Genomic DNA, 12,531 nt, shown 5'->3' on the forward strand with positions numbered 1-12,531 from the left:
CTCCGGTCAGCCACAGGCTGATCCGGGGGACCGAGCTGAGTTGCAAGAAGCGGCGAGGCCGCTTGGGTCCCCGGATCGCGTCTTCGCGTGACCGAAGGATGACGATGCTTAGGGATTCGGCTCCGCGTACTTGAATGCGTCCGTCGCCTTCGGCTGGGTCGGCAGCACGTTGCGCGGCAGCGGCTTGTCGCTGTCGGCCGCGTCCAGCAGCAGGCTGGCCAGGATCACCGCCGCCTGGCGCAGGTCTTCGGTGCGCACGTGGTCGAAGGTGTCCAGGTTGGTGTGGTGGGTGGTCGATTCGTAGTCCAGCGGGTCCTGGATGAACTGGAACGCCGGCAGTCCCAGCTTGACCATGAAGACGTGGTCGGTGGACCCGGTGGGTTCGGCCACGACGGTCGTGGCGCCCAGGCTCGCGAAGGGCGCCAGCCACTCCTTCAGCATCGGGGCGGCGGCGAAATTGCCCTCGGCGAACACGCCGCGGATCTTCCCCGACCCGTTGTCGATGTTGAAGTAGCCCTGCAGGTCGTTGAAGCCGGGCAGGGTGGTGATCGGATAGCTGTCGGAGGTGTAATAGGGACCGAGGTTGGCGTACTTCGGATCGACCGGCCGGTGCGCCAGGACCTGGTCGACGTAGGCGTAGGAGCCCAGGAGGCCCTCTTCCTCGCCGGCCCAAAGGGCGAAGCGGATGCCGCGCTTGGGCTTCACGTGCAGGGCCGCCAGGATTCGCGCGGCCTCCATCACCACCGCCGAGCCCGCGCCGTTGTCGGTCGCCCCGTCGCCGGCCACCCAGCTGTCCAGGTGGGCGCCGGCCATGACGTAGCCGGCCTTGGGATCGGAGCCCGGGATGTCGGCCAGGATGTTGTTGGCCTTGGTGTCGGCGTCCTCGAAGTTGACCTTGGAGTCGATCTCCAGCCGCACTTCGCCGGTCTTGGCCAGGCGCGCCAGGCGGCGGTAGTCCTCGGCGGCGATCTCGACGCCGGGCAGCTTCGGGGTCTGGCCCACCTTGTAGCCGGAGCCCTCGCCATGGACCGTCCCGTCGTCGCTGCGCGACATCGAGGCCCAGGCCACCGCGCCTTCCTCGGCCAGGAAGTCGTCGAGCTGGGTGCGGAACTGGCGGCGCTCGGCGTTGCGGGCGGCGGCTTCGGGATCGAAGTTCGGCTGCTGATAGGTGTTCAGCTTGGCGAGTTCGGCGTCGGTCAGCCGCTCGAACGGGGCGCCGGTCGCGTCCTTCGGCGCGGTGGGCAGCGAGGTCAGCACGATCTTGCCCTTCAGCTTGCCGCGCCAGGCGGCGAAGTCGCGGGCGGTGCGCAGCGGGGCCACGATCACCGGCGCGCTCACCGGTCCGGCGGTCGGCGGCGTCCAGGCCACCGGGATAGCGCGCAGCATGATCGGCCGGGGCGCGGTCATCCGCACGCTGGAGGCCTCGATCCACCAGCCGCGGCCAAACTCGAAGGGCTGCAGGCGCACGTCCTTCAGGCCCCAGGCCTTGAACTGCCCCTGCGTCCAGGCCTCGGCCTTGCGCATGGCCGGCGAGTTGGTCATCCGCCCGCCGATCTGGTCGGAGAGGTATTCCAGCGTGTCGCCCACCTCGCCGTGGTTGAAGCCCTGGTCGGCGATCTTGTTGATCGTTTCGGCGTCCACGCCCGCCGCCATCGCCGGTCCCGCCGCCACGACACACGCCGCCACGCCCGCCGCCAGGGCCAGCGCCCCCCACCGAACCCGAACCATCGCCAACCCCTCAAGACTCCAGGCCCACACGCCTAAGGCGAACCCCGGCGCCAGACAAGCCGCACACGGCCGCCCTCATCCCGCTCGTCCCGGCGAAAGCCGGGATCCAAGCTGAGACAGGTCCTCCAACCCGATGCGCCACCACCCGTCGCATGGGTCCCGGCTTTCGCCGGGATGGTCGGAGGATGGTAGGACGGCGTGATGGAATTCGAAGACGACGCCTTCGTGCTCTCCGCCCGCGCCCACGGCGAGGCCGGCGCTATTGTCGAGCTGCTCACCGCGAGCCACGGCAAGTACGCCGCCCACGTGGCCGGCGGGGCGTCGCGGCGGATGAAGCCCTTCCTGCAGGCCGGCGCCCCGGTCACCGCGCGCTACCGCGCCCGGGTCTCAGACCAACTGGGCTCGGCCAGCCTGGAGCCGGTGGGCGAGGGGCCGTCCGCCCTGTTCGACGATCCCCTGGCGCTGGCGGGCCTCGCCGCCGCCGCCGCCATCGCCGCCGGCGCGCTGCCGGAGCGCGAGCCGCATCCGGGCGCCTACCTGGCCTTCGAGGCGCTCAGCCGGTCGCTGGAGCTCACCGACGACTGGCCGGCGGTCTTCGTGCGCTTCGAGGCCGGCTTGCTGGCCGAGCTCGGCTTCGGCCTCGACCTTTCCCGGTGCGCCGCCACCGGCGTCACCGACGACCTGATCTATGTCAGCCCCAAGACCGGCCGCGCCGTCTCCCGGGCCGCCGGCGAGCCGTACAAGGACCGCATGCTGGCCTTGCCGCCCTTCCTCCTGTCGTCCCAGTCGCGCCTCGAACCCGGCGACGTGAAGGCCGGCCTCGACCTCACCGCCCACTTCCTGGAAGCCTTCATCTTCAACCCGCTCAACCGCCCCCTGCCGCCGGCGCGGCTGTGGCTGGTGGACAGGCTGAGCGACGCGGGGCGGCTGTAGGCGCTCGGCCTACCGCGGCGGCGCCGGCCCCGAGCTGTAGTCGATGCTGGGGTCGTGGCCCTTCTGGGCGCCCGAACCGAAGCTGTAGGTCAAGGTGACGAGCGCCGTCCGTCCCACGCCGTCCAGGACGCGGCGACCCAGTAGCGTCGGCAGGCCGTATTCGATCGTCTGGCGGTTGCTGTCGAGCAGGTTCTGCGCCGTGACCACCAGGAACAGCGCCGGCGTGAGCTTGCGGCGGTAGCCGAGGTTCAGGAGGCCGATGGCGCCCAGCGACCCCTGCGGCGTGATCGTCCGGCCGGACAGGCTCCCATTCAGCTGGAAGACGTCGCTGGCCGTAGGCGACCAACTGAGCGTCCCGCGCCCGCTCACGACATAGCCCGACCTCGCCGCGCCCAGGCCCAAGGCGCTGGCCGGAACCTCCATCCAATAGGCCTCGCCGCTGGCGTTGAGGCTGACCGTCGAGGTGAGCGCACGGGCGCCCGCCAAAGAAAGCCCAGCCCTGCGAGCCTCGCCAAGATTATCCTCGGTGAACAGCACGACGCCGCCGCCCCGATCCAGCACCACGGGCGTGAAGGCGTTGTGCAGTTCGCGGTAGAACAGGGTGGCGGAAAAGGAGGATGCGCCCTTGTGCGCGTCGTAGGCCGCCTCGAAGGAATCGGTCTCCTGCGGCCGAAGGTCGGGGTTGCCGCCGTAGAGGTCCTGCGGGTTGCCGAAGGTGATCAGCGGGCTGAGCTGCGCCGGCGTGGGCCGGTCGATGCGGCGGCTGTAGCTGGCGCTGACCGTGCGGTCCTCGCCCAGCGGATAGGACAGGTGCAGGCTCGGGAAGGCCTGGAGGAGGTCGCTCTCGCGCCGCTCGCTCCCGTCGGCGAGGCTGGTGGTGGTGCGGCTGTTCTCCAGCCGCAGGCCGGCCAGCACGCTGAGGTCGCCGAACTGCTCCTGCAGGGTGGCGTAGGCGGCGTTAAGCTCCAGGCGGTAGGCGAAGGCGCCGCTGCGCGTGGGGTCGGCTGCGATGGCGCCGGGCGACGGCCCCTCGCCGAAGATCTTCGACAGGTCGGCGGTGGTGATCGCGCCGTCGTAGCCCAGCTTGAGCTCGCCGTCCGCGAACGAGGGGTCCTTGTAGTCGGTCCTGATCTCCGTCGTGTCGGTGGTCTGGGCGCTGGCCGACAGCTCGAAGCTGTCGGGCCCGGCCGGCAGGACCGGCGCATCTTGGTAGGCGCCGTCGGAGCGAACGGCCATGCGCGTTGTGCGCAGGTCCACGGTCAGGTCCTGGTCGTCGCCGAGCTTGCGCCGGAAACTTGCGCCGGCCAGCCGCGTGTCGACGCGTACGGGGTCGTCGTAACGCTGGCGGAGGATGGCGTCGGACGCGCCGTCGCTGGCCCCTGAAAGCGTCGCCAGCACATCGCCGGTCTGGCCCAGCCGGACGGTGACGCCTTGCAGCCGCGCGCCGATGCGGGTGCGGTCGTCGAGGTCGTAGTCGGCGGCCAGGCGCGCCACCACGCTGTTCACCGTCGCGTCATAGCTGTCGACCTGACGCTCCGTCTGCGATCCGCCCGCCGCCAGCGGCGAGACGATCTGCTCGGTGATCTTGCCCGAGGCCGGGTCGCGCCCGCGGTAGTTGAGGTCGCCGGACAGGCTGAGCTTGCCGGTGTTGTAGCTCTCGGTGATCCCGGCGATCGCCTGGCCCCGTTCGCCGACGCCGACCTTGGCCGAGCCCGAATAGCCGGCCTTATGAGCCTGCTTGGTGATCAGGTTGATGATGCCGGCGCCGCCCTGCGCCTGATCGGCCGCCGAGGGGTTGGTGATCACCTCCACGCGCTCATAGCGGTCGGCCGGCAGGCTCTGCACCGCGGTCCCCCGGGCGGCCCCGCTGAACTCGCCGGCCGGCTTGCCGTCGACCAGGATGGTGACGTTCTGGTCGCCTCTCAGGCTGACATTGCCCTGCAGGTCCACGCCCACCGAGGGGACCGTGCGCAGCAGGTCCGCGACGGTGCCGGACTGGGCCTGGATGGTCTTGCCGACCGCGTAGCTGCGCCGGTCGATCTCCACGCGGTCCTGCGACGGCGACTGGGCGGTGACCACCACCTCGTCCACCGACTTCTCAGCCGGCGCCGCAGGGTTCGCGGGCGGCGCGCCGGGGACGGGCGGATCGGCGAAGGCCGGGCCCGCGGCGGCGAGGCAGGCCAGCAGCAGTTTCCGCAGACCTCGCCGGATCATTTGCGGCCCACGCCGGCGCCGGGCGCGGACAGCGGCTTCACGCCCGCGGCCTTGAGCAGGGGATCGACGGCGGCCTGGCGGTCGGCAGCGAACACCGCGTCGGCGCGGGCCTTCAGGCTGTCGGTGAGCTGCTGCTCGGCGGCCTGGGCCAGCGGGAAGTCGTCCGGCTTGGCCAGCGGGGCCTCGCCGCTGGCCTTGTCTGGCAGGGCCTCAACGTCGGGCGCGGTGCAGGCGAAGACGCCAGCCAGGGACTGGACGCAGTATTGCCGCTGCAGATAGCCGGCGAGCGTCCAGCGATAGCGGTCGCTTGCGCCATCCGCACCGCTCACCGCCGGGCGCGCCACCGCGACCGAGGACGTGAAGAACAGGGCGCGGCGCACCACCATCGCCTCGCGCCGCGCGCCCTTGGCGAGGGTCAGCGGCAGGTCGAGGCTGGCGACAACGGCGGAGCGGTCGACGCGCGCGACCACCACCACCGAGGCAGCCGGGGGCGTCGCCGCCTGGGCGGGCGGCGTGTCGGACTGGATCATGGAGGGTTCAGACGGCCGGCTGCGGAGGCGCCGGCTGACCGGGTTCCGGGTTGGAGGGTATGAAGCGGATCGGGATGTTGATCTCGCCGCCGGATGTCGGGGCGCCGTCCCTGGTCTGCGGCTTCATCTGGAATTTCGCCGCCATGGCCAAGGCCGCATCGCCGAAACCCTGGCCCAGCGGCGCCTCGCCGTTCACCTCACAGTCCGCGAGACCGCCGGTCGCGACGACGTTGCAGTGGAGCGTGGCGCGCCCTTCGGTGTTCGAGGCGAGCGCGGCCTTCGGATAGAACTCGGCGAAGTCCGCGCCGGTCGGCTTCTCGATCCAGTCCGGCTTGGTGATGACCGGCCGGCGTGCCGGGCCCTCGGCCGGCGCGTAGCTCGCCAGCGTCCTGGCGACCTTGGCTCCGGCGGGCGCCGCCATAGAGGTCTTCGCCGGCGGGCCAGGCAGGAAGTCCGGGAAGCGCGTCGTCGGCGGGTTCGCGGGCGGCCCGCCGGGGATGGCCGGGTGTTTGCTGAACTCGACGATGTAGAAGCCGCGCGGCGGCATGGGGGTGACGTCCGGGCCCGGGTTGGCCTTCAGCCGGACGTGCGCGATCACCCGCAAGGCGGCCTGCTGGAAGGCGGCCTTCAGCCCGGGCCGTTCGGCCGCGCCCTCGAAGTGGTAGCCGACGCACTGGTCCAGCCGCTGTTTGGCGAGGTCCGTCGAGCATTGCAGGGTGACCGAGCCGGTGAGGCCGGCCTTCTTCGCTTGCGTCGGCCACTCGCGCTGCACGTCGGCGGCGGTGTAGGAGGCTTCGAAGGACGTGAGGCTCATGCGGCAGTTGTGCAGCTCGCGGTTCTCGTCGGGCTTGCACAGGAACGACAGGCCCGGGCGCCAGAGCTTGCGGGCGTCCTCTGGCTCGAGGTGGCCGTTGTTGGGGATGGCGGCGAGGTCCGCGGCCGTCGCGATGGCCTGCGGCGCATTCGGCGCGGGCTGGCTGGCCCAGGCGAGGCCGGCGGCGGCGGCGTAGGCGGTGAACGCCACGGCGGCGCCTAGCCGTCGGGCCGCGCGGGCGGGCAGGGGAGATTTCAGCATGGCGATCCGCTCCTTCAGCGGGTGTTCCGCGCCCGCCGGCCAGTGGCAGCCGAGCGGCAGGGGCTGGGTGAAGAGCTGGGTCTTGAGCAGCAGTTCGGCGTAGGTGCGCCGGGCGTCGGGGAAGCGGCCAATCACCGCCGCGTCACAGGCCAGCTCCTGGTCCACCCGCGCCAGCCGGGCGGCCAGATGGACCAGCGGGTTGAACCAGCAGAGGCATTGGGCGGCGCAGGCCGCGGCGTTGGCAAGGGCGTCGTGGGCGCGCAGGTGCGCCCGCTCATGGGCCAGGATCAGGGCCCGCTCGCCCGGCGCGTAGCGGCTCTCGAAGTCGGCCGGCGCGACGACCTTGGGCCGCAGGACGCCGACCACCGCCGGGCCCACGCCGATCCGCTCGGCGCGGAACAGGCCGGGCTCGGACAGCGGCTCCAATCGCCCAAGCGAGGCCACGAACCGCGCCTGCCGCCGCGCCAGCAATCCCGCCGCCGCCAAGGCGCCCGCGATCCAGATCCCCACCAGCAGGGCCGGGACATCCGGACCGCTCGCCGGGGTCGCGGCGGCGACGAACTCGTCCGTCACGGTCTCGGCCTCCGCCACCACGGGCGCCAGCGCCGGCGCCGCGGCGACGCTGGCCGCAGGGTGCGGCAGCAGGACCGCGACCGCCGCCAGCAGCGGCGCGAGCCACAGGGCGTAGGCCGCCCGCGCGCCCAGCCGTCCGCGCACCGCCTTGCGCAGCGCCAGCGCCAGCACCGCGGCCGCGGCGGCCGCCAGGTTGGCTTTCAGGAGACCCATCAGGATGGTTTCGATCATGGCTCGAACCCCTCGATCAGCTTCTTCAGCTCGGCGATGTCCTCGGGCGTCAGCGCCCCGGTCTGCGAGAAATGGCTGACCAGGGGCGCCAGCTTGCCGTCGAACAGCCGGTCCAGCAGGCCCTGGCTCTCGGCCTCCACATAGGCCTCGCGGGCCACCAGCGGCCGGTAGAGGTAGCGTCGCCCGTCCCGCTCGGCGGCGATCGCGCCCTTGTTGAGCAGGCGGTTGATCAGGGTCTTCACCGTGGCGTCCGACCAGCCCTGGCCTTCGGCCACATCGGCGGCGATGTCCTCCGCGCTGAGCGGCTCGCGCGCCCATAACGCCCCCATGACCACGCTCTCGGCCGTGCTGATCTTCATGTTTACACCCGTAATCGTTGGCTATCGATTACACCGGTAAACGTCGATGTCAACTCCCCACCCTTGTCATCCTCCGGTCGCACGAAGACGCGATCCGAGGGACCCAAGCTGAGCAGCCGGTCCGGAACCGGCGCATGGGTCACCCGGACAAGCCGGGTGATGACGATTTGTGGGGATGGCGAAGGAGAAGGCGTCCCCGGTAGGCGCCCGCGCATGGCATCCTTAGATAGTCCCCTCCGATGGACTACCGATTCCCATGAACGACATCGCTACCGCCCCGCCGCCCGGCGCTCCAGGCGACCGGATCATCGACGAGCCGCTCTCCGAGGCGCTTAGCCGCCGCTACCTGGCCTATGCGCTCAGCGTCATCACCGACCGGGCGCTGCCGGACGTGCGCGACGGGCTGAAACCCGTGCAGCGGCGCGTGCTCTACGCCATGCGCGAGATGCGGCTGAACCCGGACTCGGCCGCGCGCAAGTGCGCCAAGGTGGTGGGCGAGGTGATGGGCGGCTACCACCCGCACGGCGACCAGTCGATCTACGACACCCTGGTGCGCATGGCCCAACACTTCGCCCAGCGCTATCCGCTGGTCGACGGCCAGGGCAACTTCGGCAACATCGACGGCGATAACCCGGCGGCCATGCGCTACACCGAGGCGAAGCTGACCGAGGCGGCGACCCTCTTGCTGGAGGGCATCGACGAGGACGCCGTCGACTTCAAGCCGACCTACGACGGCCAGGACACCGAGCCCGTCGTCCTGCCCACCGGCTTCCCGAACCTGCTGGCCAATGGCGCGACCGGCATCGCGGTCGGCATGGCCACCTCGATCCCGCCGCACAACGCCGCCGAGCTGATCGAGGCCTGCCTGGCGCTGCTGGCCAATCCGGCCGCCACCACCGAAGACCTGATGGTCCATGTGCAGGGCCCGGACTTCCCCACCGGCGGCGTCATCGTGGAACCGCGGCTGTCGCTGGCCGAGACCTATTCGACCGGCCGCGGCGGCGTTCGCCTGCGCGCGCGCTGGGACAAGGAGGAGACCGGCCGCGGGACCTACCAGATCGTCGTCACCGAGATCCCCTACCAGGTGAAGAAGGCCGACCTGGTCGAACAGATCGCGGGCCTGATCGAGGACAAGAAGGCCCCGTTGCTGGGCGACGTGCGCGACGAGAGCGCCGAGGATGTGCGCCTGGTGCTGGAGCCCAAGAGCCGCAACGTCGAGCCCGAGGTCCTGATGGAGAGCCTCTTCAAGCTCTCCGACCTCGAGACCCGCTTCAGCGTCAACCTCAACGTGCTCGACGCCCGCGGCACGCCCGGCGTCATGGGCCTGAAACAGGTGCTGCGCGCCTTCCTCGACCACCGGCGCGAGGTGCTGGTCCGCCGCGCCCGCCATCGCCTGGGCAAGATCGAGGCCCGCCTGCACATCCTCGACGGCCTCTTGATCGCCTACCTCAACCTCGATGAGGTGATCCGCATCGTCCGCTACGAGGACGAGCCCAAGGCCAAGCTGGTCGAGGCCTTCGACCTCTCCGAACTGCAGGCCGAGGCCATCCTCAACACCCGCCTGCGCCAGCTCGCCCGGCTGGAGGAGATGGAGCTGCGCCGCGAGCACGCGGAGCTCGCCGAGGAACGCGACGGCATCGTCGGCATGCTGGCCGACGAGAAGGCGCAGTGGAAGCTGGTCGCCGCGGGCCTGCGCGGCGTGAAGGCCGACCTGGGTGACAAGCTCAACGCGCGCCGCTCGACCTTCGCCGAGGCCCCGCAGGTCGACGCCGAGGCCGCCATCGAGGCGATGATCGTGCGCGAGCCGATCACCGTCATCCTGTCCGACCGCGGCTGGATCCGCGCCGCCAAGGGCCGGGTCGACGATCCCTCGGAGCTGAAGTTCAAGGAGGGTGACAAGCTGGCCTTCCTGGTCCCGGCCGAGACCACCGACAAGCTCTTGATCTTCGCCTCCGACGGCCGGTTCTTCACGCTCGCCTGCGACAAGCTCCCCAGCGCCCGCGGCCACGGCGAGCCTCTGCGGCTGATGATCGACCTCGACGACAAGGTGGGTCTAATTGACGTCTTCGTGCACCGCCCCGGCGGCAAGCGCGTCCTGGCCAGCAAGGAGGGCTACGGCTTCATCCTGCCCGAAGAGGAAGCGATCGCCTTCCGCCGGGCCGGCAAGCAGGTCCTGAACGGGACGGCCCTGGTCAGCCTCGCTCTGGGCGAGGGCCAGGACCGCCTCGCCGTCATCGGCGACAACGGCAAGATTCTGATCTTCGAAACTGCGGAACTCCCGGAAATGCCGCGCGGCAAGGGCGTCAAGTTGCAGTCCTACCGCGAGGGCGGCCTGCGCGACGCCACCGCCTTCGCCGCCGAGGCCGGCGCCTCGTGGATCGACACCGCCGGGCGCACGCATGGGTGGGCGGAGTGGCGGGAGTGGCTCGGCAAGCGGGCAGGGGCCGGCAAGCTCGCGCCGAGAGGTTTCCCGGCGAGCAAGCGGTTCAGGCCGAAATAGCCGCCGCGCATCCATCGCCCGTGCTCCCGTGTGGACGTTGCGGAGCCGAGGGTAAGCGATTGAACGGGCTCGCGATATTGGACCAAAGCCCTAGGTCTTTGGTCCTAGCCGCGCCCTATTTCCCCATAAAGCGGCGGCAGCGGATTGCTCGCCGAGCGGCGAACGGTCGCCAGGGGCGCGTCTCATCCCAACCGAAGATGCCGTGAACGCTCGCCAAGAAAACAACAAGCTGAGCCCTGGTTGTCACCCGGGGAAATTCTCGCGTCCCGCGCGAATACATCCTAAAATCTCCAACAAATAACCCGCAAGCGCCACCGCGTACGATGCGTCTGATCTCGCGGTTGCTTCTGAGATCAAAAATAAAACCCTTGTCTACTGAGGCCTGGCGACCGCTATTCCGAGGTGTCGGGGGCATCAGGAAGAGCCCATGAGATTACTGTCTGGATTGATACTCGCAGCGGCCACGCTCGCCGCGCCGGCGTTCGCCGATACCGTGGTCGTCGCGCCCGGCGGGGCCGGCGACGCGCAAGGCCCCGCGCCCTTGCGCTACTACGGCTCGGGCGGCGGACAGGTGGAGCAGATCTACGCCTCGTCCTTCTTCGCCGGCCCGACGGAGATCACCGGGATCAGCTTCCGCGCCTACCCCGGCTCGGCGCCCGGCTTCTTCACGGGGAACAGCGTCACGGTCTCCGACCTCGACGTCCAGCTGTCCTCCACGGCGGTCTCGGCCAACGAGGCCAGTGGCCTGCAGCCCAGCACCACCTTCGCCGCCAACCTTGGCGCGAACGCCACCACCGTCTTCTCCGGCGCCGCCACCCTGACCACCGCCGCCACCGGGACGGGACCGCAGCCCTTCGACTACACGCTGACTTTCACCACGCCCTTCGCCTACAACCCGGCCTCCGGCAACCTGCTGTTGGATTTCCTGATCCCCAGCACCGCGACGGTCAGCGGGTCGGGCTTCGGCTTCCTCACCTTCGACAACGCCAACGACAACAATGACGGCGTCCGTTCCATCGTGAACATAAGCGACGGCGCCTCGGCCACCGGCGCCCTCGACACCTCCGCCGCGATCACCGAGTTCCATACCACCGGCTTCGCCAACGTCGGCGGCGGTGTGCCGGAACCGGCCTCCTGGGCGCTGATGATCCTGGGCTTCGGCCTCACGGGCGGCGCGCTCCGCGCCCGCCAAGCCTCCAGGGTCCAAGGCCCCAGCCCGGCCTAGGCCCCTGTGACCCGCGCCGGCCTCCGACCCGTCAAACGGCCGGGCGGCCGGCGCGCTGGCGGCGACGCGGGCGTCAGACTAGACCTGATGGATCGGGAGAGCCTCGACCTCAGCCGGCTTCCGCGCGGCGCGACGGGGTTTGCGGCGGAACAGCGTGGCGGTCATCTCGGCCTCCAAAATCTCTGGAGTCGGTCTCCCACATCCCGGGCCTCTGGAATGGTCGATTGTAGTTGAGATTTCGATTGATGGGATCGATGGGCGTCTCTCTACCGTCAAGGATTCAAAGACCCCTCACACCGCCAACCGCCACACGCTTCCATCCGCCACCACATGCCCCGCCGTCGGCGCGGTGAAGTGCGTGCCGATCACCAGGGTCCCGCTCTCCGCCAAGGCTCCGAACATCCGCCGCCGCGTCTCGGTGGACGCCTCGCCGTCGTAGTCGGCCGGGGTGGCCCAGTCGGGGTGATGGAGTTGGCAGGGGTGGTGGATGAAGTCCCCGGTGATCAGGGCGTCCTGGCCTTCGGAGCGGATGCGCACGCTGACGTGGCCGGGGGTGTGGCCCAGCGTCGGCTCCAGGCTCACCTCCGGGCAGACCTGGTGCGTGGTCTCCACCAGGTCGACAAGGCCCGCTTCCCAGACCGGGCGGACGCTGTCGTGGAAGGGCGAGCGCGACAGGTCCGCTTCCACCTCTTCCTCCGCCCGCCAGTACTCGAATTCCGAGCGCGCCAAGAGGTAGCGGGCCTGGGGGAAGGTCGGGACCCATCGGTCCCCCTCCAGCATGGTGTTCCAGCCCACATGGTCCACGTGCAGGTGGGTGCAGAGCACCACGTCGATGCTCTCCCGCGGATAGCCGGCGGCGGCCAGGTCGGCCAGGAAGCCCGTTTGCAGGTGGCTCCAGGCGGGGATGTTGCGCGGCTTGTCGTTGCCGATGCAGGTGTCGACGACGATCCGGGCGGTGGGCGTCTCGACCACCAGGGCGTGGATGCTCATGCGCAGCTTGCCGTTCTCGTCGGCGAAGTGGGGGGCCAGCCAGCCGATCTCGCGGATCGCCTCCGGGCTCGCCTGCGGCAGGATGAACCGCGTGCCGCCGGTCGCCTCCAACTCCAGGATCCGCGTCACCTTCACCGCGCCCACCTGCCAGCTCAGCATCGCCGTCTCCTCCG

General features: G+C 70.4%; 9 protein-coding genes. 3 read left to right on the forward strand and 6 right to left on the reverse strand.

Annotated features, from left to right (window positions below; all coding sequences use genetic code 11):
* Positions 1 to 108: 108 nt before the first annotated feature.
* Positions 109 to 1,728, reverse strand: coding sequence for a M20/M25/M40 family metallo-hydrolase (locus E8A49_RS00585; protein WP_293375240.1), 1,620 nt, complete (start codon positions 1,726 to 1,728; stop codon positions 109 to 111).
* Positions 1,729 to 1,929: 201 nt separating this feature from the next.
* Here E8A49_RS00585 and recO point away from each other — a divergent pair, with 201 nt between their 5' ends.
* Positions 1,930 to 2,661, forward strand: coding sequence for a DNA repair protein RecO (gene recO / locus E8A49_RS00590; RefSeq protein WP_293375243.1), 732 nt, complete (start codon positions 1,930 to 1,932; stop codon positions 2,659 to 2,661).
* Between the two features lie 9 nt (positions 2,662 to 2,670).
* On the opposite strand, the gene E8A49_RS00595 is transcribed toward recO, so the two are convergent.
* From E8A49_RS00595 to E8A49_RS00610, 4 genes are read right to left on the reverse strand one after another with little or no spacing between them, the layout of a single operon-like run.
* Positions 2,671 to 4,875: a TonB-dependent receptor gene (locus tag E8A49_RS00595; RefSeq protein WP_293375246.1), complete on the reverse strand. Its 2,205-nt coding sequence runs from the start codon at positions 4,873 to 4,875 to the stop codon at positions 2,671 to 2,673.
* Positions 4,872 to 5,405: a hypothetical protein gene (locus E8A49_RS00600; RefSeq protein WP_293375249.1), complete on the reverse strand. Its 534-nt coding sequence runs from the start codon at positions 5,403 to 5,405 to the stop codon at positions 4,872 to 4,874. Before E8A49_RS00600 ends, E8A49_RS00595 begins: the two co-directional genes overlap by 4 nt.
* Positions 5,406 to 5,412: 7 nt before the next feature.
* Positions 5,413 to 7,284 (reverse strand): TonB family protein, encoded by a 1,872-nt coding sequence (locus E8A49_RS00605; RefSeq protein ID WP_293375252.1) that lies wholly within the window; start codon positions 7,282 to 7,284, stop codon positions 5,413 to 5,415.
* Positions 7,281 to 7,643 carry a BlaI/MecI/CopY family transcriptional regulator gene (locus E8A49_RS00610; protein ID WP_293375255.1) on the reverse strand — a complete coding sequence of 121 codons (363 nt, stop codon included), beginning with the start codon at positions 7,641 to 7,643 and terminating at the stop codon, positions 7,281 to 7,283. The genes E8A49_RS00605 and E8A49_RS00610 overlap by 4 nt, the downstream gene beginning before the upstream one ends.
* A 256-nt stretch (positions 7,644 to 7,899) precedes the next feature.
* Here E8A49_RS00610 and parC point away from each other — a divergent pair, with 256 nt between their 5' ends.
* Both parC and E8A49_RS00620 read left to right on the forward strand, forming a co-directional pair.
* A complete protein-coding gene (gene parC, locus E8A49_RS00615) occupies positions 7,900 to 10,143 on the forward strand; it encodes a DNA topoisomerase IV subunit A (protein WP_293375258.1) in 2,244 nt (747 codons plus the stop codon).
* A gap of 427 nt (positions 10,144 to 10,570) precedes the next feature.
* Positions 10,571 to 11,368, forward strand: a complete 798-nt coding sequence (locus E8A49_RS00620; protein WP_293375261.1) for a PEPxxWA-CTERM sorting domain-containing protein — start codon at positions 10,571 to 10,573, stop codon at positions 11,366 to 11,368.
* 291 nt (positions 11,369 to 11,659) lie between these two features.
* Here E8A49_RS00620 and E8A49_RS00625 read toward each other — a convergent pair whose 3' ends face one another.
* Complete coding sequence (locus E8A49_RS00625; protein WP_293375264.1) at positions 11,660 to 12,517, reverse strand: MBL fold metallo-hydrolase; 858 nt, start codon at positions 12,515 to 12,517, stop codon at positions 11,660 to 11,662.
* Between the last annotated feature and the right edge of the window lie 14 nt (positions 12,518 to 12,531).

Source organism: Phenylobacterium sp. (assembly GCF_004799515.1).
Classification (GTDB): domain Bacteria; phylum Pseudomonadota; class Alphaproteobacteria; order Caulobacterales; family Caulobacteraceae; genus Phenylobacterium.